The sequence below is a fragment of the Bradyrhizobium sp. Rc3b genome (assembly GCF_900114915.1).
Classification (GTDB): domain Bacteria; phylum Pseudomonadota; class Alphaproteobacteria; order Rhizobiales; family Xanthobacteraceae; genus Bradyrhizobium.
In genome coordinates, this window is record NZ_FOUS01000013.1 from 138,090 (window position 1) to 163,103 (window position 25,014).

Below are 25,014 nucleotides of genomic sequence, written 5' to 3' on the forward strand. Positions count from 1 at the left end.
CTAAGCCCGAACGCGCATGCCTTAAGCACAAAGAGCTGCCACCCTCCTACTCCTCTCCGCCTGCTGGTCTCGGCTCAGCGGCGGGCATTTGTCGGTATTCCACAGATGCTCAAGCCGGGGTTGAATGGTGTAGTCGTTCAGCAGCGTCGTTTGGCCGCTCATTTGTCGTTCAGGATTCATTCGTCATAATGGCCCTTGGTCAAAAGAGGAGACGGGACAGTGAGGTTTTTATTGGCGACGTTGATTACAGCATCGGCGATTACGATGTCGATTATGCCAGCAGCCGCCCAAATGGGGTACCCCTACGGCTACGACCGATACGGTCGGAGTTTGGATCCAGATTGTTATCGGGGACCAAATCAGGTGTACGTTTGCGGCCCTCCGGGCGCCACCCTTCGGCGCGATCACTATGAGCGCCGCTATTATCGGAGAGCGCCGGGCTACGATCTCGACCAATATGGACGAAGCACTGATCCCAATTGCTATCGCGGCCCGTACGGTGCCTACGTCTGCTAACGTTCAAGGTTTAGAGCGACCAGCAACGTGTAGCCCCCTAATTAAGAGTCTGTTAACCATCAGCAGTTGATCGTTTCTGCATTGATTCTGTTCGGCAGCGTCCATTGCCAAGGTTATGGGAGACCACTATGGGGTTGCTTGCGTATGGCGTCACCACCATCGCTGCGGTTGCATTGACGGTTACGGCATTTACCTTGAACGAGGAGCGTCATGGATTGCCCACCTGCGATTCCGCTCTCGTGAAGAAAATTATCAACGAAAACGTCAACCAGGAAACGCAGAATTTAGTCGTCAGCGGATTGATTGACGTTACCAGTGAGCAGCGCGATGGCGCTTTGGATTGCGCGGCTGCGCTAGACACTGACCGCGGACCGATCCCCATCAAATACTCGCTAAAACTTGTTGGCCCTGGGAATCTGCAGGTGTCGATGGCGGCTTCATTGCCTAAGTGAGTTTGGTTAACCCTGATGGCCCCAGCTCCGTGCCCCCACGGTATTCCCGGCGAGCTGGGACGATTTTGACGCAGAGGACGTCAGCTCATTTCTATTGCTCAAGACTTGGGGTCTCCTCTGGCAAGGGCCCGTAATGAAAGAGGCCAACCAGCCGATGAAATGGCGACGCTAGAACTAGCGAACCCTGAAAGACGCTGACCGCCGTGATCCGGTCGTCATTCCCGCGGGAGGACGATCGAACCTTTCGTTACGCTTCCTCGCGTCCGGCCTGGACATTGTTAGCAAGACGCTGAGCCAGCAGGAAATCGCTACCATCCAGACCACCCTGATCGAGCAGATCACGGGCCGGATCCATCTCACCACCCTGCTTGCCCATACCTCCGGAGAATGGATCTCCCCGGACCTGAGCGAGGGCAGCCGCGATGGTCCCGATCCTCTCACTGGACTGGTGCATCGAAGCCCACCGTCAACTGGGCCTCGAAGCTCACCGCGCCGGATTTGGAGCGCTTGCCTTTGATGCCGTGGCCCGTTGCGTCAGCTTCTTCAGATGCACCTTGGCGGTTTCATGCTTGCCATGCGCCTCTCGGGTTCGAAGGTATATCGCAGCATGCGCGGCCCATTGAATGGACATCGACATGTCGATGTCTTTAACCGCTTCCAAACGCGGGCGCGGTGTCCCGATACTGAAGAGTGCAGCGGCTCGCCGACCCTGGACGCAGCGCTAGAATTTTTTCTCGGCTGGTAGCAATAGATGCCGGTAGAGCGGATCGGCGGACTTTGATCTCGACCCACTTTCCGCCGTCGGCGATGATGCACCCACATTTTGTGTTGCAGCTGCTCCATGTGCTTCTCGGCAGCGGCTTCCTCGGTAGAGGCCCAGGGCAGCATGAATTTGGCCTCGAAGATTGCACCGGTCTGTTCGACCTCCTACGCAAGGCCAAGCGGCTTACTTGCCGCACTGTCTGAAGCCCCGCGTCCGCGAGGCGAGATACCGGCGCTATGATGGTCGCTGGCGCCCGGTCGAATCGGTAACGCTCCAATCGCCGTTGGATGCCAGTCCTTTCTGCAGCAATATCATTGCTCGTTTTAGCCGCGGAATAGCTCTTGTTCTCGCGCGCTGAAGGCAGGGACGACCGGAGGCCGACCAGCATAATGCGACAAAACGAAGCCAATTTACGCCTTAAAGGCAAATAGATGGACGCAAAAGGCACCGCGCAGACAAGGATCCTGTCTACGCGCGACATGTTGAAATAAAGCAGTCATTGTCGGAAGATCGGTAGTATCCCTTCCAGCGTGGGCAAGAGAGCTTTATGCGTCCGGCAGTCTTCTTTGATCGTGACGGCGTCCTCAACGAGGACGATGGCTACGCTTTTGATCCGAACAAGATCCGGTGGGTTGAGGGAGCCCAACAGGCCGTCAAAGCGGTCAATGACGCCGGGTATTTTGCATTTGTGGTGACGAACCAATCAGGAATTGCGAGGGGGTTTTACGAGGAACGTCATGTTCGCAATTTGCACGAATGGATGTCGCGTGAGCTTGGAAGCTTTGGCGCGCATATCGATGCGTTCGAGTTTTGCCCACATCACCCAGATGGCCTGATTGAGCGTTACCGTGTCCTCTGCAATTGTCGTAAGCCGCAGCCGGGGATGATCAGAGCCCTGCTTGAGCGGTACCCGGTTGATATCGATGCTAGTTTCATGATCGGCGACAAGCAGAGTGATCTTGATGCGGCGCAAGCGGCCGGCATCGCGGCCTACCTATTTGATGGGGCAAACCTCCATTCGTTCATCGCCCAGCTGTTAACAGACCGGCCCCTGGATCCCCTGCCTCAAATACATTCGCGTAGCGGAGCTGCGAGGAATGAGGATTGATGCCGTCGATTTCGCGACCTGACGAATCATATCGCTAGCTAGTGAAATCCGAGGGGAAGTTGGGGTCAAAGCGATGATCGAAGCCAATCGCGCAAACGCAGCGAAGCGTACCGGTCCGCGAACAAGCGCTGCTGGGAAAGCAATATCGGGCCGCAACACTCGTCGGCATGGATTATCTCATTAGGCCGAAGCGGATCTTTATGGTTCGATCGGTTCGATGCAGTTCTTGCCGAGAATCTGGCGCGGATATGGAAGCCGCACTTCAAGATCTGACTCAACCCAGGAGTCGGCTGGATCGCCTGCGAGCTCCTCAGGCTAGGTCTGATCCCAGTCGTGGTTGAGGGCGCTGAACAAAGGAATGAGATTGCTGTCGAACTTGGAGCGGTATGACAAGGCTGCGGCTTTCGCTCAGATGCTTATAGCGGCACAACGTATGAGGATCACAAGCGGGTTGGGACCGTAGAGGCGGGACTCAAAGCGCGTGCGCAAGCCGGGGAACTTCGTCCGATTGGACAGCTCGCAATCCGCTGCTAGTATTTTCATAGCCTTGGAGGGTGCATGAACTACATTTTCCCACTGCTGGCCGTCGCCATCACCATGAGCCTTTTTGTGCTCTACGCGATGGTGCGGCAGAACTTTGGTCGATCCGGTCCCACCGATGAGATTCCTTATTGGCCTGACTCCAGCCTGAGATAAGGCGTCTCAGCGACTTACACCAGCCATTCGGTAGGCTTCGGCCCAAGATCCAGCGGTCGCCAAAAAGGACACATCGAAAAAACCGAAATTTCGCTTGCTCCGTCGGGCAAAACAGTGGTTCATGAGATGCTGGTCCAGCCGCTAATGGAGCCCAGCCAATGGCCGACGAATGCAAGGCTTTGTCCGATCTGCCGGAAGTAGCTAAGCTTAACGGAGAATTCCGAAGGAACTACGGGAAGCTTCTTGGAGCTTTCTTATATCTGCGTTCTATCAGTGCCGCCCGCGGACGGTCCTGGTTTTGGACCGCTTTGCTTTCAGCCGTTTGCTCCGCCGCGCTGGCGTGGCTGGGGAAGCGGGGGGTCTCGCTATGAGCCGGTGATCGGCTGGAACACAATTGGCCGTCGGCGGTGCATGATTTACGCCCGCGCTCTCTCAATCAAAGGGCGACGCACCTCATGACCAGGCGAGCGATTTCTCCAAGCGCTGCGGCGAGATCGCTGCAAGGTGCAGACATGCTGACGAGGGGCCCGTTAAACCACCCCGCCGAAGTCGATGCCTTCCTTGGCGAGCTTCTCGGCTTCCTCTGCGGAAGCAGTGGGCTTCGTGTCAAGGTAGGGATGTTCAGAAGCCGGCAGGATGGTGCGGATGTTTTGGCCATCCGCCCGCGTGATGCGGGCAACCCAGCCCCGCGGACCGTGCTCAACTCGCTCGATGTGGTACTGCTTGTACGTAATCATGACTCTCAAACGCAACTGACGCTGAAGGCCTTATCTATATGAGCCGGCGCCGCTGCACAACAGGTGTTAAAGCCAAGTTAATATCCCGCCAGTCCGGACCGGCGCCTCATCGTTCTTAAGGTTCATGGAAAAACCCGCCGACTTGGGAGCCGGCGGGAGTTAACTGAGAATGCGACCGCGTTAGTGGTCGCCTGCTGTCCATAGCACGGCGGCTTGCCAGTGTTAAACGGGGGGCTTGCCCGTTTTTTGCTCATCCATGCACGGTCTGCGGCCGGCGACGACGGCGTTGTGGTTTACAGCAGCCGAAGCTGAGATTGCTGACCCGGCAGCAGCCCGGTCGGTACCACCCGCCCTTTCGAGCCTGACGCGATCCGCGCTCTGCAACTTGCCGACGGAGGTCGGGCCGGCTCGGTGGCGCCCCAATACTTGCTTGGCCGGTCGTCGAAGCAGCACCTCGAGAGGAGGCTAGTCGCGACCTGGGCCTAGGGCGGCGAAATCACGAGCGGCAAGCTCCAATTCGAGCTCGGTGATCCGCTCGAAGATGCGAGCAGCGATCCTCTCCGACTCCTGGACAGTCAGCGACCGGATACCCAAAGAGGTGAGTTCGTCCCTTAGGATTTTCGCGACAATTGACCTAACACTCATACTTGGCACTCATAGAGGCATATCCTAAATGCGAGCATCAAAGCTGACCCTGAGCGTCGGCACAAGTTCTCAAATGCGGTCTGCCTGACGTCGACGTCGTCGGTGGATGTTGCTGGCTTTGAGTTGCGGCGCTTTCGGCCGCCCGCTCCTCGGCTTCTGGGCGTGGGACGTAAAATCCGGTTTTGTTAGTCGTCGGGCGATGGCTTGGACGAGGCCATTGATCGTCTTGAAGCGCGCAATTCCCCGCCGCGCTCGCGCTGATTAGGAAAAGCGGATCGTGCGTCTTACTTTGCCGTTGGTCGGCAACAATACGTAATCGAGTACGGTTTTGTTGTGCTCGGCTAGCCGGATAGCGGCAATCCAGCCGTCAGGGAGGCACGCCTCGCGCTGGATGCTCCAGTGGGGGCATGGCTTGGCTTTCGACCAGGGGTCCAGCGGGCCGCCCTAACGGAGAGACAGGCCATCCCGTTCACCCGCAGGCAATCGCTCCAGCCGCCCGAACTGATGCGCCCGCCTGCCGCCTTAATCGCGGCGGCGGTCTGTTCGACAAGCTTTGACCTCAACTCGGACCAGACAGGACGAGCGTCGAGAAATTCGTAACTCCGCTTCGGTGTGTAACCGAGCAATCGATAGAGATTTTCGAAAATTGCCGAAATGCGTTTGACACGTCACAGGAGCTGGGAAGTCCCGCAGTCCGATCCATGTTGGCGTCAAACCCCTTTTTGAGGAGAGTCTTCCGCAGCCGAACGAGCATCTCTGCCTCGGAAAGATCGGGGCGCCGGTCCTCGATAATCCTCCCGACGCTGAAAACGACCTCGCGATCGATGATGGGTTCGATGCAGCTCTCGCTTTCGACTCATTGCTCAGGAGGGTTTTTCACGGTGTTCTGCCGTAGCTTCCGGACTTCCGGCTGAAGATCAGGTTTCCGATATAGCTCTCTGAGCACAATACCAACCGCAGCGCGGTCCATGGCGCTCTTCTGTGCTCGAGACGAGTCCTTCTGGTTGAGCTCCCAGGCAATCACAGTTTCGGACCAAGAAGTTTTCGAATATCAGGTTTGGAATTCCCTGTTATTTTCCACCCATGCTCGCCAGAGACGCGCAGTCAGGATATTCCGTGGTTTTTGCGCGGATCCACGCCTGAATAGAGCTCAGCTTGCGAAATATTCGCTGCTAAGGAACGAAATTCAGCGTTATCGTTCGTCCGCGATCACCTTGCCGTCGTTCGGTAGCGCGCCAGGACTGACGAACTCGACGCTTCCGCCAAGTTTCGTCACGGCGCGCAAGCTTGTCGCGATCTCCTCGCGCAACGCCTCGCTCGCCGCCGCCGTTTCCGCTTTCAGCGTCATTGTGTCGGTCTCGCCCTGCCGTGTGACGACGAGGCGTAGTCTTCCGAGCGCAGAATGACGCTTGCCGATCTCGGCGATCTGTTCGGGACGGATGAACATGCCCTTGACCTTGGTGGTCTGGTCGGCGCGGCCCATCCAGCCCTTGATGCGCATGTTGGTGCGGCCGCACTTGCTTGGCCCCGGCAGCGCTGCGGTGAGGTCGCCGAGGGCGAGCCGGATCCAGGGATGGTGTTGATCGAGCGACGTCACCACGATCTCGCCGACGTCGCCCGGCGCAACGGGATCGCCGGTGCCGGGCTTGACGATCTCCATGATCAGATCCTCGTTCACGACCATGCCCTCGCGCGCCTCGGTCTCGAACGCGATCAGGCCGAGGTCGGCGGTGCCGAAGGCTTGGTAGGCATCGATGCCGCGCGCCTTGATCTCAGCCTGCAGCGAGGGCGGGAACGCCGCGCCAGAAACCAGTGCGCGCTTGATCGAGGAGACGTCCCGTCCCGAACTCGCTGCGGCATCGAGCAACATCTTCAGGAAGTCCGGCGTGCCGCTGTAGCCGACCGGGCGGTAGGCCTCGATCAGCTCGAATTGCTGTTCGGTGTTGCCGGGCCCTGCCGGGATTACGGCGCAGCCGAGCGCACGCGCCGAGGCATCGAAGATGAAGCCACCGGGGGTGAGATGGTAGCTGAAGGTGTTGAGGACGATGTCATCGGGTCGGAACCCGGCCGCGAACAACGCCCTTGCGCCGCGCCAGGGATCGGCCTGCCGCCCCTCCGGTTCGAAAATAGGGCCTGGGGAGGTGAAAAGGCGGGCGAATGACCCCGGCGCCGCTGCCACGAAGCCTCCGAAGGGCGCAGAGGCCTTGTGCAGGGCGGGCAGTTCCGACTTGTGCAGTACCGGCAGGCCCGCCAGTGCCTCCCGGGAGGTCACTGCGGCGGGATCGAGGCCTCTCAGCCGCTCGGCATAGGCCGGAGCGGCCATCGCGGCTCGCAGCACCTCTGGCAGGCGGGAGAACAGATCGGCCTCGCGGGCGGCTTGTTCGCGCGTCTCGCGGGCATCGTAGTGGGCGGTCATGGCTGTTCTTTCCGTGTTGGCATCCGTTGCGCGCCGCCGCTGGCGTGGGTATCAGACGGCCATTGGCGAGGCCTGGAGAGGACGCGATGGCGGACGAAGGAATCATTGCGGCGGAGGAAGCGACGGACGTCGTCGCGCGCCTTAAGCGCCGCATGATCGAGAAGGCGCTGCCGCTGTGGTCGACCGTCGGCTGGGATCCTGCCGCAGGCGGTTTCATCGACCGGCTGCACCGCGACGGCACGGCGGATGCGGCCGCGCCGCGGCGCGTGTTCGTGCAGGCCCGCCAGATCTATTGCTACGCCAAGGCCGCACAGATGGGCTGGTACACTGAGGGCCGCGCCATCGCGCTGAAGGGGTTGGAGCATTTGCTCGGCAAGGCCAAAGCGCCCGATGGCCGGCCCGGCTATGTGCACCGGTTGACGCCGGAAGGTGCGGTGCTGGACGGCCGGCGCGATGCCTACGACCACGCTTTCATCCTGTTTGCGCTCGCGACCGTCTACGCGCTCGACCAGGATGCGCAGGTTCGTGCCGAGATCGACGCGCTGCTGGCTTTCCTCGACGGCCATCTCCGCTCGCCGCATGGAGGCGTGCACGAAAGCCTTCCGGTGTCGCTGCCGCGCCGGCAGAACCCGCACATGCATCTGTTCGAGGCTATGATCGCGTGTTTCGAGGCGACCCACGACCTGTCGTTCCAGAACCGTGCCGGCGAGTTTTTCGCGCTGTTCCTGGCCAATCTCTACGACAAGCAGAAGCGCATCCTGACCGAGTATTTTGAGGAAGACTGGTCGAAGATCGAGCCGGTCAGCGTCGAGCCGGGCCACCAGGCGGAATGGGTATGGCTGCTGAAGGGGTTCGAGCGCATCACGGGATGCCCGACCGGTCAGCGCCGTGCCGAGTTGCTTGCGACCTCGATGCGCTATCGCGACGAGGTCACGGGCTGCTTGATCGACGAAGGCGACGACATCGGCAATATCCGCCGCAGCACGCGCCGGCTGTGGCCGCAGACCGAGATCGCGAAGGCGTGGATCGCGCAGGCCGAATCCGGCGAGGCGGGTGCGGCGGACGAGGCGCGCGCGGCGCTGGTGCGGCTCGAACGGCATTATCTCAGCCATCCCGTGAGGGGCGGCTGGTACGACCAGTTCGATCGCGACGGCAAATCGCTGATCGACACCATTCCTGCGTCGTCGTTCTATCATGTTCTCTGCGCGGTCACGGAAGCGGAGCAGGTGCTCGAACCCTAAGAGTTCAGAGCCAGCGCTTGCGCCGCTTGAAGCTCTTGAGGTTCTTGAAGCTCTTGCGCTGGTCGCCGGCCCCGCCGAGGTAGAATTCCTTGACGTCCTCGTTGTCGCGCAATTCGTCCGCGGTGCCGTCGAGCACGACCTTGCCCTGCTCCATGATGTAGCCGTGGCTCGCCACCGACAGCGCGGCGCGTGCGTTCTGCTCGACCAGGAGGATGGTGACGCCGAGATCGCGGTTGATCTTCTGGATGATGGAGAACACCTCTTTCACCAGCAGCGGCGACAGGCCCATCGACGGCTCGTCCATCAGGATCATCTTCGGGCGCGCCATCAGCGCGCGGCCGATCGCGAGCATCTGCTGCTCGCCGCCGGAGAGATAGCCGGCAAGGCCGGTGCGTTCCTTCAGGCGCGGGAAATAGTTGAACACCATGTCGAGATCGGCATCGACCTCGCGGTCCCTGCGGGTGAAGGCGCCGAGCTTGAGGTTCTCCAGCGAGGTCATGTCGGCGACGATGCGCCGGCCCTCCATCACCTGGAAGATGCCGCGGCGGACGATCTTGTCGGGGTCGATGCCGTTGATCCGCTCGTTCTCGAACACGATTTCGCCGCGTGTGACCTCGCCGTCCTCGGTCTTGAGCAGCCCCGAGATCGCCTTCAGCGTCGTCGATTTGCCGGCGCCGTTGGCGCCCAGCAGCGCCACGATCGCGCCCTTGGGTACGTCGAGGCTGAGGCCGCGCAGCACCAGGATGACGTCGTCATAGACGACCTCGATGTTGCGCACGGCGAGGAGGGCGGCGGCGGGCACTGCTGTGGGAGTGGTGCGAGTGGCTTCTGCGATCTGACTCATGCTTCAAAACTCCGCTGCTGTCGCCCGGCTTGACCGGGCGACCCAGTATTCCAGAGACGCCTGACGTTCCCCGAGAGGCCGCGGCGTACTGGATCCCCCGCCTTCGCGGGGGATGACAGTTGTGTGTAGGGAAACAGCGTGCCTCACCAGCCCAGCAATTCCGGCTTGCGCGGCAGCTCGACGGTCTTGACCTTCTCGAGCTTGATCGTGCCCTTGGCCATGAGGTCGTTGAGGTCGCCGTCGGTCGCGCCCGAGACCTTGGTGCGATAGAGATCGACCTTCAGCGTGCCGCGATGGTCCTTGTCGGTCCAGGTCGAGGGATTGCAGACGCCTTCCATGCCGGCCGGCACCCAATCCTTCTTCTGGTAGAAGCCCTTGGCGACGTTGTCTCCGGTGGCGCCGCCGTTCTTGGCAGCCCAGTCGATCGCCTCCTTCATGTACAGCGCAGAGCAGACCGCCGCCACGTAGTGCACGGGACGGTAGACCTTGCCGCTGGCGTCGGACATCTTCGAGATCTCCATCAGCGTCTTCATGCCGGGCGCGTCGCCGCCCCAGCTCACCGCGGTGCGCAAGGGGAAGATCACGCCGTTGGCGGCGTCTCCGGCCGTCTTGGCGGCGTTCTCGTCCATGCCCCAGACATTGCCCATGAACTGGATCTCGACGCCGGCAGTCTTGCAGGCCTTCATCACCGAGATGTTGGAGGCGGCGGTGTTGCCGAGATAGGCGTAGTTGGCGCCCGAGGATTTCAGGCTCAGGCACTGGGCGCTGTAGTCACCCGGCGCGAGCGCGAACACCAGCGGCGGCAGCACCTCGAAGCCGAGCTCCTGCGCCATCGCTTCACCGGCGGCCTTCGGCGCGTTCGGATAGGGATGGTTGGCGCCCATGTGCACGAATTTCGGCTTGCCGGACTTGCCCTTGGCCTTCCAGTCCTCGGCCGCCCACATCAGCATCGCGCGCAGCGAGTCCGAATAGCTAGGGCCATAGAAGAAATTGTAGGGCGCGGGCTTGGCCTTGCCGCTGACGCCCTCGGGGTCGGTGAGGGCGGCGGCATAGGAGCCGGACATGTCGGGAATCTTGTCCTGGGCGAGGAAGCCGGTCAGCGCCTCGGTGTCGGCGGTGCCCCAACCCATGATCGCGGCGACCTTGCTGTCCGGCGCCGACCACTTCTTGTAGAGCGCGATCGCGCGCGGCACCTGGTAGCCATAGTCGTTGGTGTCGACGTTGATCTGCTTGCCGCCGACGCCGCCGTTCTTGTTGACCCAGGCGAAGGTGTCGGCGACGGCCTGGCCATAGGGCGTGCCGACGTCGGAGGTGCCGCCGGAATAGTCGGCGAGGTGCCCGATCGCGATCTGCGCCTGTGCGCCGGCCGAGAATGCGGCGATCGCGACGGCGAGCGATGCGGTGCTCAAAAAGGATTTCATCGTCATGGGTCGGTTCCTCCTGTTTATTGTTTAAGTGAAGTTGCCCGCGCTCAATGCGAGAACGGGTAGAGTTTCCAATACGCCTTGATCTGCCGCCAGCGATGCGCGAGCCCGTCGGGTTCGAACATCAGGAAGGCGATGATGATCACCCCGATCGCGATCTCGCGCAGGAAGGTGATGTTGGTGTTGAGCGACAGCGCCTTGTCGATCGCGCCGCCCTTCAAATAATGGCTGATGAACTCCATCCCTTCGGGCAGCAGCACCACGAAGGCGGTGCCCATCAGCGTGCCCATGATCGAGCCGGTACCGCCGATGATGATCATGGCCAGGAACAGGATCGAGCGCTCGATACCGAAACCTTCCTGCGACACCACGAGCTGGTAGTGCGCATAGAGCGCGCCGGCGATGCCGGCGAAGAAGGCGGCGAGCCCGAACGACAGCGTACGGTATTTGGTGAGGTTGATGCCCATGATCTCAGCCGAGAGATAATGGTCGCGGATCGCCACCAGCGCGCGGCCGTCGCGGGTGCGCATCAGGTTGGTGACGAGGATGTAGCTGAGCAGCACATAGGCCAGAACGACGTAGAAATACTGTTTGTCGCCGCGTAGCGTGTAACCGAAGATCGAGAACGGGTTGGCGCTCGCCGGCACCGAGCCGCCGGTGAACCATTCGGCGCGGGAGAAGAAGTCGAGCAGGATATACTGCGCGGCCAGCGTCGCGATGACGAGATAGAGCCCCTTCAGCCGCGCCGCCGGGATGCCGAAGATCAGGCCGACCAGCGCGGTGACGATTCCGGCGAGCGGGATCGCGAAGAACACCGGGATCGGCGCGTTGTTGGAGATGTAAGCCGAGGTGAAAGCGCCGAGCAGGAAGAAGGCGGCATGCCCGATCGAGATCTGGCCGGTGAAGCCGACCAGGATGTTGAGCCCGAGCGCCGCGATCGAGAAGATGCCGATCTGGATCAGGACGCTGAGCCAGTATCCGCTGAAGAATTGCGGCGCGAGGCATAGCAACAGCACGCCTGCGATGGCGAAGTTGCGGCTGGTCGTGGTCGGGAAGATCGTGGTGTCGGCCGCATAAGTGGTGCGGAAATCACCAGCAGGAATGAGGGCAGGGCCGGCCATGGGTCAGATCCGCTCGATGTCGTGGGTGCCGAACAGCCCGTAGGGCTTGATCATCAGCACGATGATGAGGACGTAGAACGGCGCGATCTCGTAGAGATTGCCCCAGTGCAGGTACTCGCTGTCGACATATTGCGCGACATTTTCGAGCAGGCCGATGATAATGCCGCCGAGCACGGCGCCGCCGACGGAGTCGAGCCCGCCGAGGATCGCCGCCGGAAACACCTTGATGCCATAGGCGGCAAGGCCCGAGGACACGCCGTTCACGACCGCAACGACGACGCCCGCGACCGCCGACACCGTCGCCGAGATCGCCCAGGCCATCGCGAACACGCTTTTCACGGAAATGCCGAGCGATTGGGCGACCTGCTGGTTGAACGCGGTGGCGCGCATCGCAAGGCCGTATTTGGAGGCGCGGAAGAACCAGGCCATGCCGATCATCATGGCGACGGAGACCACCAGGCTCATGACATAGACGGTCTGGATCTGTAAGCCCAGCAAGCTGACCGACTGGCTCTCGAACACGCGCGGGAACGGCTGCGGATTGACGCCGAACATCCATTTCAGCGTTGCCTGGAGCACGGTGGAGAGGCCGATCGTCACCATGATCACGGAGATGATGGGCTCGCCGATCATCGGCCGCAGGATCAGCACCTGGACCGCGATGCCGAACACGAACATGAACACAAGCGTCATCGGCATGCCGATCCAGAACGGCACCTGATATTTGGCGAGCAGAGCCCAGCACACCCAGGCGCCGACCAGCAGCAATTCACCTTGCGCGAAGTTGACGACCTGCGTCGCCTTGTAGATCAGCACGAACGACATCGCGACCACGCCATAGAGCGTGCCGACCACGAGACCGTTGACCAGGAGCTGGATGAGGAAGGCGGTGTTCATGTCGGTTGACCCAGCTCGTCATTGCCGGGCTTGACCCGGCAATCCATCGATGCGGAAGGAAGATTGTTCGGAAGAGGATGGATGCGCGGGTCAAGCCCGCGCATGACGACCATTTGTTTCACTCCGCAGCCTCCGCCATATGCCCGTGCCCGCCGAGGTCGACCACGCGCAGTGTCGTCCGCACGCGCTGGGTGGTGCCGTCCTGGAAGCGGATCACGGTGTCGACGGGGATGTCAGCATCGCCGCGGTAGATGGCATCGATGATGCCTTCGTATTTCTCGTTGATGACGCTGCGGCGCACCTTTCTTGTGCGGGTGAGCTCGCCGTCGTCGGCGTCGAGCTCCTTGTAGAGCAGCAAGAAGCGCGAGATGCGCTGGGCCGGCGGCAGCGTGGCGTTGACGGTCTCGACCTCCTTCTGAAGCAGCGTATAGACCTCCGGCCGCGAGGCGAGATCGCTGTAGGTCGTGAAGGAGAGGCGATTCTTCTCCGCCCATTTCGAGATGATGGAGTAGCGGATGCAGATCATCGCCGCGAGCGCATCGCGGCCGGCCCCGAGCACCACGGCTTCGGCGATATAGGGCGAAAACTTCAGCTTGTTCTCGATGAACTGCGGCGAGAAGCGCTCGCCGCGCGAGGTCTCGGCGAGATCCTTGATACGGTCGATGACGACGAGCTGCTGGTTCGCGTTGAAATAGCCGGCGTCGCCCGACAACATCCAGCCGTCCTTGATGTCGGCGACGCTTGCCTCGGGATTCTTGTAGTAGCCGAGGAACATGTTGGGATGCCGCACCACGATCTCGCCGACGCCGTGGACGTCGGCATTGTCGATGCGGATCTCGACCTGGTCGGACATAGGAACGCCCGTGGTGTCGGGATCGACCTTGCCCTCGGGATGCAGCGTATAGGCCCCCAGCAGCTCGGTCTGGCCGTACAGCGTGCGCAGCGGCACGCCCATGGCCTGAAAGAACTTGAAGGTCTCGGGCCCGAGCGCCGCGCCGCCGGTCGCGGCCGAACGCAGCCGGGTGAAACCGAGGCGGTCGCGCAGCGCCCGGAACAGGATCGCGTCGGCAAGGCTCGAGCGCTTGCCGTGTTCGAGCGCGGCGAGGCCGCTCTTCATGCCGACGTCGAACAGGCGCCGCTTGAGAGGCGTCGCGTCCATCACCTTGGCGCGGACGTCGGCGGCGATCGATTCCCAGACCCTTGGGGCAAAGAGCACGAATGTCGGCGCGATCTCGCGCAGATCGTTCATCATCGTGTCGGGCTCTTCGACGAAGTTGATCTTCATCCGGCAGAGCAGGCCTTTGCCGAGCACGTAGACCTGCTCCATGATCCAGGGCAGCGGCAGCACCGAGACGTATTCGTCGTCCGGGCCCTTGGGATCGAAGGCAAGATAGGTCGCGCAGTGGCCGAGCACGCGGCCGGCGGCGAGCATCGCGAGCTTGGGATGGGACGTGGTGCCCGACGTCGTGCAGAGGATCGCGACGTCCTCGCCCTTGGTGGCATCGACCAGTCTGTCGTAGAGCTCCGGCTCACGCGCGGCACGTGCCCGGCCGAGCTCGGCAAACCTCTCCGCCGACATCAGCCTGGAGTCGTCATATTTCCGCATCCCGCGCGGATCGGAATAGATGATGTGCTTCAGCTTCGGCGCGCGGTCGGCGAGGGTGAGCAGCTTGTCGACCTGCTCCTCGTCCTCGGCGAAGACGAGCTGCGCCTCGCCATAGTTGAGCAGATAGGAGGCTTCCTCGTCCAGCACGTCGCGATAAAGTCCGAGGCTGAGGCCGCCGATGGCGTGCGTCGCCACTTCCGCCGCCACCCAATCCGGCCGGTTATCGCCGATGATGCCGATGACGTCGCCGCGGCCAAGGCCCAATTCGAGAAGGCCGAGCGCAAAATCGCGCACGCGGGTCTGGTAGTCGCTCCAGGTGAACAGCCGCCAGAGCCCGAGATCCTTCTCGCGGAGCGCGATTTCGTTGCCATGCTCCTTCGCGTTGAGCCGGAGCATCTTCGGATAGGTGTCGGCCCGTGCGACGCGGCCTGCGTAATCCATCATGCCGCGCTCTCCTGCGCGGGTGCAGCGTCATCCGGATCGACCAGCACCTCGTCTTCTTCACCAAGATAGGCGCGCCTGACGTGAGGATCGGCGAGCACCGTCGCCGGATCGCCTTCGGCGATCTTCTTGCCGAAATCCAGCACCATGACGCGGTGGGAGATGTCCATCACCACGCCCATGTCGTGCTCGATCATCACCACCGTCATCCCGAATTCCTCGTTGAGATCGACGATGTAGCGGGCCATGTCCTCCTTCTCCTCGAAGTTCATGCCGGCCATCGGCTCGTCGAGGAGAATGAGACGCGGCTCCAGCGCCATGGCGCGGGCGAGCTCCACGCGCTTGCGCAGGCCGTAGGAGAGGGTGCCGGCGGTGGCCTTCCGCACCGATTGGAGGTCGAGGAAGTCGATGATCTCCTCGACCTTGCGGCGGTGCTCGAGCTCCTCCTTGCGCGCGCCGGTGAGCCAGTACAGCGAGCCCGTGAGGAAATTGTTCTTCAGGAGGTGGTGGCGGCCGACCATGATGTTGTCGAGCACGCTCAGGTGGTGGAACAGCGCGAGATTCTGGAAGGTGCGGCCGATCCCGAGCGAGGCGCGGGCGTTCGGCGTCAGGGCGGTGATGTCGCGGCCCTGGTAGAACAGCTGGCCTTCGGTCGGCTTGTAGCGGCCGGAAATACAGTTCACGATCGAGGTCTTGCCGGCGCCGTTAGGGCCGATGATCGAGAACAGCTCGCCCTCCCTGATGGAAAAGCCGACGTCGGTCAGCGCCCGGACGCCGCCGAATCGCAAGGACACGTCGCGCACTTCAAGACTGGTAGCCACCAAACGAAACCCTCCCGGTGATGGCGCTTTTTAGCGGCGCTCTTCGTCCGTTCCTTCCCAGCGATCCTAGTACGGTGGTGCCGGTGAGGCCATGCAGCAGATGGTCTCGACCGGATCCGCGCCACTCTCGTTCCCGTCAGGGATCAAAAGCCGCATCGTCCGAGGTGGTCCTCAATAGGGGAAAGCGCTATTTTGAAATGTCTCGCGGCCGACAATTCTGCGACAAAGTTTGCCGGGCGGCGGCGGCCTTCATCTTTCGTCGGATGGCGGTTGGAAGCATCATGCTGCAATGCAGCAGAAGATGGAGTGACGAAACGGTGCGGCTGGCCGCGAGATCATGATTTCAGAAGATCAACTGAAGCGCGTCGCCGCATGGTCGCGCGAGCTCACGCAAGCGGAGATCGAGGTCGCGCGCGCCGGAATCACGGAGCGGTCCTACGGCACCGGCGAGACCGTGTTCATGCGCGGTGATATTTTTGGCTACTGGGCCGGCATGGTGGGCGGCCTGGCCCGCATGGGCGGGGTCTCCAGGGACGGCAAGGAGACCAGCCTCGCCGGGCTGACGGCAGGGGCCTGGTTCGGCGAGGGCAGCGTGCTCAAGAACGAGCCGCGCCGCTACGATGTGGTCGCGCTGCGCGACAGCCGCGTCGCGCTGATGGAACGCAGCGCCTTCATGTGGCTGTTCGAGAACAGCGTCGGCTTCAACCGCTTTCTGGTGCGCCAGCTCAACGAACGGCTCGGCCAGTTCATCGGCATGCTCGAGGTCAACCGCACCCTGGACGCCACCGCACGCCTCGCCCGCAGCATCGCCTCACTGTTCAATCCGATCCTCTATCCGGAATCGACCGCTCATCTGGAGATCACCCAGGAGGAGATCGGTGCGCTCTCCGGCATGTCCCGCCAGAACGCCAACCGCGCGCTGAACCGGCTGGAGAAGGAGGGACTGCTGCGGCTCGAATATGGCGGCGTCACCATCCTCGATATCGAGCGGCTGCGCGGGTATGGCGATTAGGCGCGGTCATCGCGCATTGGCAGGCGCGTGCACCGGCCAGAGGTCGGCGCGCCAGCGGATCGCGATCGCCAGCATGGCGATGAAGCCGGCGGCGGCATAGAGCGAACCCGTCGCGGAATAACCGATGACGTCGATCAGGCTGCCGGCCGCGAGCAATCCGATCGGCAGGCCGTAGATCACCATCATGCGCACGCCCATCACGCGGCCGCGAAGGTGTGCGCTTGCGGTGCGCATAAGGATCACGGCCGCCGAGATCATGGACATGCTCTGGGCGATGCCGGCGAGCACGAGGCAGGCCATCGCCACCGGCATGGTCCTGATCTCGACGAATACCAGCAGCATGGCGTACCAGGCCAGCGTCGCGCCGATCAGAAGCCGGGCAATGCGCAGTCCGCCGACCAGGCTGAGCGTGATGGAGCCGATCAGCGAGCCGACCGCGAAGCTCGCCGAGAGGTAGCCGAGGCCGGTCTGGTCGGTATGAAAGATCTCCCGGGCGATGTAGGGCAGCAATCCGCCGGTGAACGGGAATGCGGTGAGATTGGCCAGGAAGGCGACGCACAGCGCCGCACGCATTCCCGGGCCACTCCAGGCGTAGACGATCCCTTCCTTCAGATCGCCGAGCAGCCGCGAGATGGCATGGCTATTCGCCGGAAGATCGCTCGTGATGACGGCCCTCTTGGGCCGGGTCAGACACAGCATGAGAAGCGCTGCCACGAAGTAAAGACAGGCAATCGCCACGTAAACGAGGCCAATGCCGAGGACGGCGAACAGCCCGGCGCCCGTCAACGCTCCGGCGATGCGGGCGCTGTCCTGGGTCGTGCGCGCAACGCTGATGGCACCCACCAGCTGCTCGGCCGGCATGATCTCGGCGAGCAGCGCGCCGCGGACGCCCAGATCCGAGGGACGAATCAGGCCCATGACCGCGACGATGATCATGACGCTCAGCGGCGACAGATGACCGGTCAGCGCCAGAACCATGATGGTCGACGAGAGCACCGTATAGGCAAGACGCATCGCGACCAGCAGATCGCGATGGCCCATGCGGTCGCCGATCATGCCGAACACCGGCGCGACCAAGGTCCCGACGAACTGGAGCGAGGCAAGCACGGTCAGCAGCAGCACCGAGCCGGTCTCGACCAGGATGTACCAGCCCAGCACCAGCGTCTCGACCTCGAAAGCCCAGGAGGTGAGCAGGTCGGACGGCCATTGGAAGCGATAGTTGCGGATGCGGAATGGCGCGAGCGCCGACGCCCGCGTGGCTGCGCTCAAGACGCGATGACGCGTGTCACGGCGAATCCCTTGCCTTGTTGTTTCTTCTTTCGGATCAGCAACGTAGCGTTGGCGACGCGCGTGTCAATCGGACCCGCCGCATGCTGCCATGCATGGCTGCATCAGCACGGCCGCCCGCGGGCGCGTGACCGTCCGTACGAATGTCGTCCCCTGGTTTCTGCGATCGGTTCGTCCATGGACGCAGGAGGCGGTCATAGTGTCTTCATCTTGCTGTGGCCCAACAGGTCGCGGGCGCGGGGGGATCGGAGCGATCGCAGCATGTGGATAGGGTGGCCGAGGTTTGCCGCGCAGTCTTTTTGTTTTGTACTTCTCGTAAGCGTCATGGTCTCGCCGGGGCAGGCGGGGTCGCAAGACATGTTGGCGCTGATGCAGCGCATTACGGCGCTGGCGAAGGAGGGCCGCTATGGCGAGGCGGTCGGCTTTGCCAGGAAGCTCGTCGTTGAGGCCGAGAAAAGCACGGGGCGACAATCGCCCCTGACCGCGACCACGCTCGTCGTGCTGGGTCAGGCGCTCCAGACGAAAGGCGAGACCGCTGAGGCCGAAAGCGTGCTGAGGCGGGCCCTCGTCATTCGCGAGAAGAGCCTTGGTCCCAATCATCCCGATGTCGCAGCCGTGCTCGCTACGCTGGGCCAGATCGAGCTCGGCCAGAACCGGCTCGGCGATGCCGAACGCGACATGTCGCGCGCGATCGCCATCGACGAGAGCGTGCTGGGCCCTGACCATCTCACCACGGCGCTGGCGCGGATGCAGCTCGGCAATCTCCGTCACCGCCAGTTGAAGGAGACCGAGGCGCTCGATCTGTTCAACCGTGCGCTCGTGGTGTTCAGGAAATCTCCGGAACAGGCTGACATCATGATCCCGGTGACCTTGAACAACATCGCGGAGGTCAATCGGGCGCAAGGGCGGTTGCAGCAGGCCGAGGCGAGTTTTGCCGAAGCGCTTGTGCTTCAGGAGAAGCAGCATGGCCCGGACAGCATCTATCTGACTGCGACGCTCAACAATCTCGGCGAGCTCCGGCGGGCGCAGGGACGGCTCCCGGAGGCCGAGCAATTGGCCCTGCGGACTTTGGCCATCAGGGAGAAGGCGCTCGGACCTGATCATCCCGATGTCGCCGCGAGCCTCAACAATCTGGCCCTGGTGTTCTCGCGCGAGGGCCGGGACGCCGAGGCCGAGGGGCTGCTGACCCGGGCGCTCGCGATTCAGGAGAAGACCGTCGGGATAGCGCATCCGAACGTGGCGACGGCATTGAACAACCTTGCAGGGGCCTGGGCCCATCTCAATCGCAAGCAGGAGGCGGAGCAGCTGTTCCGCAAGTCGCTGGCGATCCGCGAGAAGGCGCTCGGTCCGGCGCATCTGGATGTCGCGATCGCGCTCGACAATCTGGTGACGCTGATGAGCGAGGCCGATCGTTACGCCGAGGCCGAACCGTTCGCGCGCCGGTCGCTTGCGATACGCGAGGCTGCGGTCGGGCATTCTCACCCGCTGGTCGCCAACAGTCTCAACAATCTGGCCGTCATTCTGGACAGCACCGGCCGGCCGCAGGAGGCCGAGCCGCTGCTGAAGCGCGCGCTGGATATCCGCCTGCGCGCTCTCGGCGAGCAGCATCCGGATGTTGCCAACAGCTTCGCCAATCTCGGCGCCCATCATATCGATTCGAAGGATTGGCAGCAGGCCCGCGACGCCTTCGCGCGCGCGGTCGCGATCCAGAACGGCCGCCGCGCCGCCGAGCAGGAGAGCCGCGGCGATGTGAAGGTCCATGAAGAGACCAATCCCTATCCCGGACTGATCGTTGCTGCCTATAATCTCGCGAGCGCCAATGCGGGGCAGGCCGGCGCATTGCGATCGCAGGCGTTCGAGGCGGCGCAATGGATCGGTGACGAGCAGGCTGCGCGGGCAATCGCCGGCATGTCGGCCCGCATCGCCGATGGCAGCGGGGATCTCGCCGCGCGCGTCCGCGAGCGGCAGGATCTCGCCGCGCAAGCCGTCGCGACCGACAAGATGCTCGTGGCGGCGATCTCGCAGGCGGATGCTGCGCGCAACCCGGCGGCGGAGCAGGCGCTTCGTGCCCGAGCCTCAACCATCGCAGGTCAAATCCGGGAATTGGATCGCACGATCGCTGCGCAGTTTCCGGACTATGCAGCGCTCGTCACCAAGGCGCCGATTGCAATCGAGGATGCCCAGAAGCAGCTTCGTCCCAACGAGGCGATGTTGCTGTTCACGACGACATCGCGCGCCACCTTCGTCTGGACCGTGACGCGCTCGGACGTGCGCTGGCATTCGGCAGATCTCGGCGAAAAGCAACTCGCTGAGGCCGTCGGCGCCTTGCGCTGCGGTCTGGATACGGATGCATGGCTGGACAAGGCGTCCACATGTCCGCAGAAGCTCGGCCGCAAGACCCCGCTTGGGGTGGACGAGCCATTGCCGTTCGACCAGGAGCGAGCCTTTGCGCTCTACCAGGCGCTGCTCGGGCCTGTCGCGCGCGACATCGACGGCAAGGAGCTGATCCTGGTGCCGTCAGGCCCGCTTGCGACGCTGCCCTTTCAGGTCTTGCTGACCGAGAAACCGGCTGCCGGCCAGGACCTCGCGAAGGCGCCCTGGCTGGTCAAGCGATTTGCCACCACAGTGCTGCCCTCCGTCTCCAGCCTCAAGGCATTGCGGCAGGTCGCACGCAAGAGCGCCGCGTCGAAACCGTTTCTCGGCGTCGGCAATCCCGTGCTCGACGGCGATGGCCGCAGCGATGTCGCGATGGCGCGTGCCAAGCTGGCGCGCCAGATCCAGACCTGCGCCGCTATTCCGACACAGACGACCCAGGTCGCACAACGGAGCTTGCGCGCCGTGGACGCGCTGTCGGGCGGCACGGCGGACATCGTCCAGCTCAGGCGGCAGATGCCGCTGCCGGAAACTGCGCTCGAACTATGCGCGGTGGCCAGCACCTTCGCGCCCATCAAGGGCGACGTCATCCTAGCCGGCGACGCCTCCGAGACCAGGATGAAGGCGCTCGGCCAAAGCGGCGATCTCGCGAAATACCGCATCCTGCATTTTGCGACCCATGGCGCGCTTGCGGGGCAGGTGCGTGGATCGATCGAGCCAGGACTCATCCTCAGCCCGCCAGCGGCGCCGACGCCCACCGATGACGGCTATCTCTCGTCGTCGGAGATATCCGGCCTCAAGCTCGATGCCGATTGGGTGATCCTGTCGGCCTGCAACACCGCCGGAGGGCAGGCCGCCAATTCGGAGGCCTTCTCCGGTCTTGCGCGGGCGTTCTTCTATGCCGGCACGCGCGCGCTGCTGGTGTCGCACTGGGCGGTGAACTCGGACGCCGCGGTCGCCATCACCACCGGTACGATCGACGCGATGAAGACGCATCCCGATATTGGCCGCGCCGAGGCGCTGCGTCGCTCGCTCTCGGCACTGATCACCAAGGGCGGCGACAGCGCGCAGCCCGCAACTTGGGCGCCCTTCGTGCTGGTGGGGGCCGGCGCCATGTAGCCGACCAGCGCGCCGGCGCGTGCTGAACCGGGATGAGCGAAGCCGCGCCCGCGGCCGTTAACCATCCACCGCTTGCTCTTCCTGTACGACGAGCCCATGCTTGCCAGGTTGCTGGGCCCATCGGACAGGTCCAGTAGACCGCGTCATCGCGGCTTCCGCGGGGTCTTGACCCATGAACTGCTCTTGCTGCGGATCCGAAGTTCAGAGCGGCTTTGCTTTCTGCCCGAAGTGCGGCACGAAGCAGCCGAACGCGTGCCCCGGCTGCGGCTATGCATGCGCACCGGATTTCGCGTATTGCCCGAAATGCGGTGCCCTCGTCAGTGAGGCTCCCAAAGCCGGGGGACAGGCGCAGCCGAGCCGGCCGACAGCGCCGGTCAGAGCGTCGTCACCGCCGCTGGCGCCGGCGGTCGACGCTCACCAGGCTTTTCGACCGCAGCCGGGCAGGATGGACAACGAAGCCAACCGCCGCACCATTACCGTGCTGTTTGCCGATCTCAGCGGCTTCACCGCGATGAGCGAGCGCCTCGACCCCGAGGTCATGCAGATGCTTCAGAACGAATTGTTCGAGGAGCTGACGGAAGCGGTGCAAGGCTTTGGCGGCTTCGTGGACAAATTCATCGGCGATGCGCTGCTAGCGCTGTTCGGCGCGCCAGCAGCGCACGAGGACGATCCGGAGCGGGCGGTCCGCGCTGCACTCGACATGATCAAGCGGACGGAGCAGCTCAGCGAGCGTGCGAAGGTCTATGCCGGCGCCCCGCTGCAGCTCCACATCGGCATCAATACCGGGCACGTGGTTGCGGGCGGACTGGGTGTCGGCGCTGCCAAGTCCTATTCGGTAACCGGCGACACGGTGAATACCGCGCAGCGATTGCAGTCGATGGCGCCGCCGGACGAAGTGCTGGTCGGGCCGTTGACGCACCGCCTGACGCGGCATGCGTTCTCGTATGAATCGCTCGGAGAGGTCTCGCTCAAGGGCAAGATGGGCAGTGTCCTGGTCCATCGTCTCAAGGGACCGCTCGACATGCCGCGTGCGGCGCGAGGCCTCGACACGCTGGGCCTCAGTGCGCCGCTGATCGGCCGCGACGCCGAGCTTGCCCGCATGATCGGCAGCCTCGATCGCGCGTGCGGCGGTGCGGCGCAACTGGTGCGGCTGGTCGGCGAAGCGGGTATCGGCAAAACGCGCCTAGTGAACGAATTCGTCGCCCGCATCCGCGATGAGGAGCGCTTCGCAGGTGTGGCGATTCGGCAGGCCGCCTGCTCGCCACTCGGCGAACAATCCTACGGCACGCTCGCCGCGGTCCTGCGCAGCGCCTATGGCATCGCGCAGAAGGCCAGCGCCGCGGCGGCTGAGGCCAGGCTGGCTGAGGCGCTGTCGGAGCTTGGCCTTGCGGCCGGAGAGGCAGAGCGGCTGATGCCGCTCTATGTGCATGTTCTTGGCCTCGGCGGCCCCGACGCCGCATTGCAGCACATCGAGCCGGAACAGCTTCGGCGGCAGATCTTTTTTGCGATCCGGACCGTTTTCGAACGGCGCCTGGCCTTGTCACCGCTTCTGATCATCGTCGAGGATCTGCATTGGGCCGACGCCGTCTCCCTTGAGGCGCTGCGGTTCCTGATGGATCGGCTGGAGCGCACGCGGTTGATGCTGTTGTTTACGCATCGGCCAATGCTGGAGCTGGATCAGTTCGGTTCGGGTCGGATCAGCCACACGACCCTTCGATTGCTTCCGCTCGGTGACGCCGACGGACAGAACTTGCTGGCGGCTTATTTCAGTCACGGTTGGCGCGAGCCGCCGGGAAATCTGTTCAGTCGAATCCTGGAGCGCGCGAGCGGCAATCCGCTTTTCCTCGAGGAAATCATCCGCGGTCTCATCGAGGCCGGCGCCTTGGAGCGTGACGGCTCGCAGTGGCGGATAAAGTCGGATGAGGCCGCCGCCGACATCCCGGCAAGCATTCAGGCGCTGTTGCTGGCGCGGCTGGACCGGCTGCCGCATGAGGTGCGCCGGCTGGCCCAGGAGGCCGCGGTGATCGGCCCGCGCTTCGACGCGGCTCTGCTCGGTGCGACGGCAACCGCGCCGGCGAAGGTCGAAGTGGGCCTCGAACTTCTGTGCGACGCCGAGATTGTCGAGGAGGTTGCGGGCGCAAACTCGATCTCGCTGCGATCCTACCGTTTCACGCAGACCATGCTGCAGGACGTGATCTATCAAAACCTGCTGTTGCAGCGGCGGATCGAGCTCCATGGACGGATTGGTGCCGCGCTGGAGCGGCTCTATGGCAGCGAGCCCGAACGGCTCGAGGACCTCATCCTGCTCGGCCATCATTTCAGCCTGAGCGCGCACAAGTCGAAAGGCGCGCGCTATCTGCGCGCGGCCGGCGATCGTGCACGCGCGACCTATGCCAATGCCGATGCCATCCGTCTCTACCAGCAGGCCCTCGCCATGTTGTTGACCGGCGGCGAATGCGTGCCGGAGCGCCTGGTTCTATACGAGCGGATCGCGGACCTCTGCGCCGCGGCGGGCCGCCGCAACACGGCCGAGGAGCACTACCAGAGCGCACTGGAGGGGCACCGCGCCGCAGAGGACCGCATTGGCGAAGCGCGAATCCTTCGCAAGCTTGGCAGGTTGTTGTGGGACGCCGGCAAGCGCATCAACGCAGAGAGGCATTACGCCGAGGCGGCTGACCTGCTTGGAGGGACCGATGCGCCGATCGAACGGGCGCACCTCTTGCAGGAGCGCGGTCGTCTCGCGTTTCGCATGGGCGATCACGTGGCCGCCGCGACATGGGCGGACGAGGCGCTTGGCTACGCCCGATCCGTCCCGGCGGACGCGGACGAGCAAGCCGGATTCGAGGCGGCGCGCGCCATTGCCGAGGCTCTCAATACCAAGGCGGTTGCGCTGGCACGGCTTGGACGACACCAGGATGCGGTGCGCGAAGTGGAGCAAAGTGTCGCGGCAGCCGAAGCCGCCGGCCTTCTCAATGTGGCCTGCCGCGGCTACACCAATCTCAGCGTGCTCTACACGATCGTTGACCCGGCGCAGGCCATGGAGGTTTGCCGGCGCGGACTGGACGTCGCGCATCGTATTGGCGATCTCGGGTTCCAGGCGCGTCTTCTCGCCAATTTTGCCGTTGCCTGTTGCACCTTCACGGACAAATGCACCGACGAAGGTGTGCCGGCTGCCGAAAAGGCAATCGAGATCGACCGTGCGCTCGATCAGCGCGAGCATCTCCCCGTGCCCCTGATCGTGCTCGGGCAAATCCATCAATGCCATTTCCGGCCCGATCAGGCCGCCCGCTGCTACAATGAGGCCATCAAGGTCGCGAGCGAAACCGGCGAGCCGCAGCAGCTTTTTCCGTGCTATGATGGTCTTGCGACGCTGAACCTTGATCGCGGCGACATGCCCGAGGCCGAGCGGTATTTCGCGCTGGCCGATGACGTCTGCACCAAGCACGGGCTTGATCCCGCCGGACTGATTGTATTGCCATTTCTTGACTAGGTCAT

General features: G+C 63.2%; 17 protein-coding genes and 1 pseudogene. 7 read left to right on the plus strand and 11 right to left on the minus strand.

Annotated elements, in window-relative coordinates:
* Positions 1-644: 644 nt before the first annotated feature.
* Positions 645-968 carry a hypothetical protein gene (locus BM190_RS28515; RefSeq protein ID WP_092261035.1) on the plus strand — a complete coding sequence of 108 codons (324 nt, stop codon included), beginning with the start codon at positions 645-647 and terminating at the stop codon, positions 966-968.
* Positions 969-1,215: 247 nt separating this feature from the next.
* Here the strand turns inward: BM190_RS28515 and BM190_RS40710 are convergent, their stop codons facing one another.
* Positions 1,216-1,422, minus strand: a complete 207-nt coding sequence (locus BM190_RS40710) for a hypothetical protein (RefSeq protein ID WP_177237344.1) — start codon at positions 1,420-1,422, stop codon at positions 1,216-1,218.
* A pseudogene (locus BM190_RS41265) lies at positions 1,406-1,892 on the minus strand (YqaJ viral recombinase family protein); the annotation flags it as partial. The gene BM190_RS40710 and the pseudogene BM190_RS41265, both read right to left, overlap by 17 nt.
* Positions 1,893-2,278: 386 nt before the next feature.
* On the opposite strand from BM190_RS41265, the gene BM190_RS28530 reads away from it, so the two are divergent.
* Positions 2,279-2,839, plus strand: a complete 561-nt coding sequence (locus BM190_RS28530; protein ID WP_092261037.1) for a D-glycero-alpha-D-manno-heptose-1,7-bisphosphate 7-phosphatase — start codon at positions 2,279-2,281, stop codon at positions 2,837-2,839.
* Between the two features lie 558 nt (positions 2,840-3,397).
* The gene (locus tag BM190_RS40715; protein WP_177237345.1) at positions 3,398-3,535 is read left to right on the plus strand and encodes a hypothetical protein; all 138 of its coding nucleotides are present in this window, start codon (positions 3,398-3,400) and stop codon (positions 3,533-3,535) included.
* A 530-nt stretch (positions 3,536-4,065) separates the two neighbouring features.
* On the opposite strand, the gene BM190_RS28540 is transcribed toward BM190_RS40715, so the two are convergent.
* Both BM190_RS28540 and BM190_RS28550 read right to left on the minus strand, forming a co-directional pair.
* Positions 4,066-4,272 carry a hypothetical protein gene (locus BM190_RS28540; protein WP_092261039.1) on the minus strand — a complete coding sequence of 69 codons (207 nt, stop codon included), beginning with the start codon at positions 4,270-4,272 and terminating at the stop codon, positions 4,066-4,068.
* Between the two features lie 1,837 nt (positions 4,273-6,109).
* Entirely contained in the window at positions 6,110-7,333 is a 1,224-nt protein-coding gene (locus BM190_RS28550; protein WP_143109101.1) for a phenylacetate--CoA ligase family protein, read from the minus strand.
* 86 nt (positions 7,334-7,419) lie between these two features.
* Between BM190_RS28550 and BM190_RS28555 the strand changes: the two genes are divergently transcribed.
* Entirely contained in the window at positions 7,420-8,574 is a 1,155-nt protein-coding gene (locus BM190_RS28555) for an AGE family epimerase/isomerase (RefSeq protein ID WP_177237346.1), read from the plus strand.
* Between the two features lie 4 nt (positions 8,575-8,578).
* On the opposite strand, the gene BM190_RS28560 is transcribed toward BM190_RS28555, so the two are convergent.
* The 6 genes from BM190_RS28560 to BM190_RS28585 all read right to left on the minus strand — a co-directional run bounded on the left by BM190_RS28560 (position 8,579) and on the right by BM190_RS28585 (position 15,728).
* Positions 8,579-9,418 carry an ABC transporter ATP-binding protein gene (locus BM190_RS28560; protein WP_018317431.1) on the minus strand — a complete coding sequence of 280 codons (840 nt, stop codon included), beginning with the start codon at positions 9,416-9,418 and terminating at the stop codon, positions 8,579-8,581.
* 143 nt (positions 9,419-9,561) lie between these two features.
* Positions 9,562-10,845, minus strand: a complete 1,284-nt coding sequence (locus BM190_RS28565; protein ID WP_018317430.1) for an ABC transporter substrate-binding protein — start codon at positions 10,843-10,845, stop codon at positions 9,562-9,564.
* A gap of 44 nt (positions 10,846-10,889) precedes the next feature.
* Positions 10,890-11,963, minus strand: coding sequence for a branched-chain amino acid ABC transporter permease (locus BM190_RS28570; RefSeq protein ID WP_092261043.1), 1,074 nt, complete (start codon positions 11,961-11,963; stop codon positions 10,890-10,892).
* A 3-nt stretch (positions 11,964-11,966) separates the two neighbouring features.
* Positions 11,967-12,860, minus strand: coding sequence for a branched-chain amino acid ABC transporter permease (locus tag BM190_RS28575; RefSeq protein WP_018317428.1), 894 nt, complete (start codon positions 12,858-12,860; stop codon positions 11,967-11,969).
* A 118-nt stretch (positions 12,861-12,978) separates the two neighbouring features.
* Positions 12,979-14,910, minus strand: a complete 1,932-nt coding sequence (locus BM190_RS28580) for a long-chain fatty acid--CoA ligase (RefSeq protein WP_092261045.1) — start codon at positions 14,908-14,910, stop codon at positions 12,979-12,981.
* A complete protein-coding gene (locus tag BM190_RS28585; RefSeq protein WP_092261212.1) occupies positions 14,907-15,728 on the minus strand; it encodes an ABC transporter ATP-binding protein in 822 nt (273 codons plus the stop codon). Before BM190_RS28585 ends, BM190_RS28580 begins: the two co-directional genes overlap by 4 nt.
* A gap of 337 nt (positions 15,729-16,065) precedes the next feature.
* Between BM190_RS28585 and BM190_RS28590 the strand changes: the two genes are divergently transcribed.
* Positions 16,066-16,740: a Crp/Fnr family transcriptional regulator gene (locus BM190_RS28590; RefSeq protein ID WP_018317425.1), complete on the plus strand. Its 675-nt coding sequence runs from the start codon at positions 16,066-16,068 to the stop codon at positions 16,738-16,740.
* A gap of 6 nt (positions 16,741-16,746) precedes the next feature.
* Here BM190_RS28590 and BM190_RS28595 read toward each other — a convergent pair whose 3' ends face one another.
* Positions 16,747-18,009: an MFS transporter gene (locus BM190_RS28595; protein WP_092261047.1), complete on the minus strand. Its 1,263-nt coding sequence runs from the start codon at positions 18,007-18,009 to the stop codon at positions 16,747-16,749.
* Between the two features lie 375 nt (positions 18,010-18,384).
* Between BM190_RS28595 and BM190_RS28600 the strand changes: the two genes are divergently transcribed.
* Positions 18,385-21,519 carry a CHAT domain-containing tetratricopeptide repeat protein gene (locus BM190_RS28600; protein ID WP_177237347.1) on the plus strand — a complete coding sequence of 1,045 codons (3,135 nt, stop codon included), beginning with the start codon at positions 18,385-18,387 and terminating at the stop codon, positions 21,517-21,519.
* A gap of 172 nt (positions 21,520-21,691) precedes the next feature.
* Positions 21,692-25,009: an adenylate/guanylate cyclase domain-containing protein gene (locus BM190_RS28605; RefSeq protein ID WP_092261051.1), complete on the plus strand. Its 3,318-nt coding sequence runs from the start codon at positions 21,692-21,694 to the stop codon at positions 25,007-25,009.
* The last annotated feature ends 5 nt before the right edge of the window (positions 25,010-25,014 follow it).

Coding starts and splice junctions, on each gene's coding strand:
- BM190_RS28515 (WP_092261035.1), top strand. CDS start 645: ATGGGGTTGCTTGCGTATGGCGTCACCACCATCGCTGCGGTTGCATTG.
- BM190_RS40710 (WP_177237344.1), bottom strand. CDS start 1,422: ATGCACCAGTCCAGTGAGAGGATCGGGACCATCGCGGCTGCCCTCGCT.
- BM190_RS28530 (WP_092261037.1), top strand. CDS start 2,279: ATGCGTCCGGCAGTCTTCTTTGATCGTGACGGCGTCCTCAACGAGGAC.
- BM190_RS40715 (WP_177237345.1), top strand. CDS start 3,398: ATGAACTACATTTTCCCACTGCTGGCCGTCGCCATCACCATGAGCCTT.
- BM190_RS28540 (WP_092261039.1), bottom strand. CDS start 4,272: ATGATTACGTACAAGCAGTACCACATCGAGCGAGTTGAGCACGGTCCG.
- BM190_RS28550 (WP_143109101.1), bottom strand. CDS start 7,333: ATGACCGCCCACTACGATGCCCGCGAGACGCGCGAACAAGCCGCCCGC.
- BM190_RS28555 (WP_177237346.1), top strand. CDS start 7,420: ATGGCGGACGAAGGAATCATTGCGGCGGAGGAAGCGACGGACGTCGTC.
- BM190_RS28560 (WP_018317431.1), bottom strand. CDS start 9,418: ATGAGTCAGATCGCAGAAGCCACTCGCACCACTCCCACAGCAGTGCCC.
- BM190_RS28565 (WP_018317430.1), bottom strand. CDS start 10,845: ATGACGATGAAATCCTTTTTGAGCACCGCATCGCTCGCCGTCGCGATC.
- BM190_RS28570 (WP_092261043.1), bottom strand. CDS start 11,963: ATGGCCGGCCCTGCCCTCATTCCTGCTGGTGATTTCCGCACCACTTAT.
- BM190_RS28575 (WP_018317428.1), bottom strand. CDS start 12,860: ATGAACACCGCCTTCCTCATCCAGCTCCTGGTCAACGGTCTCGTGGTC.
- BM190_RS28580 (WP_092261045.1), bottom strand. CDS start 14,910: ATGATGGATTACGCAGGCCGCGTCGCACGGGCCGACACCTATCCGAAG.
- BM190_RS28590 (WP_018317425.1), top strand. CDS start 16,066: ATGATTTCAGAAGATCAACTGAAGCGCGTCGCCGCATGGTCGCGCGAG.
- BM190_RS28600 (WP_177237347.1), top strand. CDS start 18,385: ATGTTGGCGCTGATGCAGCGCATTACGGCGCTGGCGAAGGAGGGCCGC.
- BM190_RS28605 (WP_092261051.1), top strand. CDS start 21,692: ATGAACTGCTCTTGCTGCGGATCCGAAGTTCAGAGCGGCTTTGCTTTC.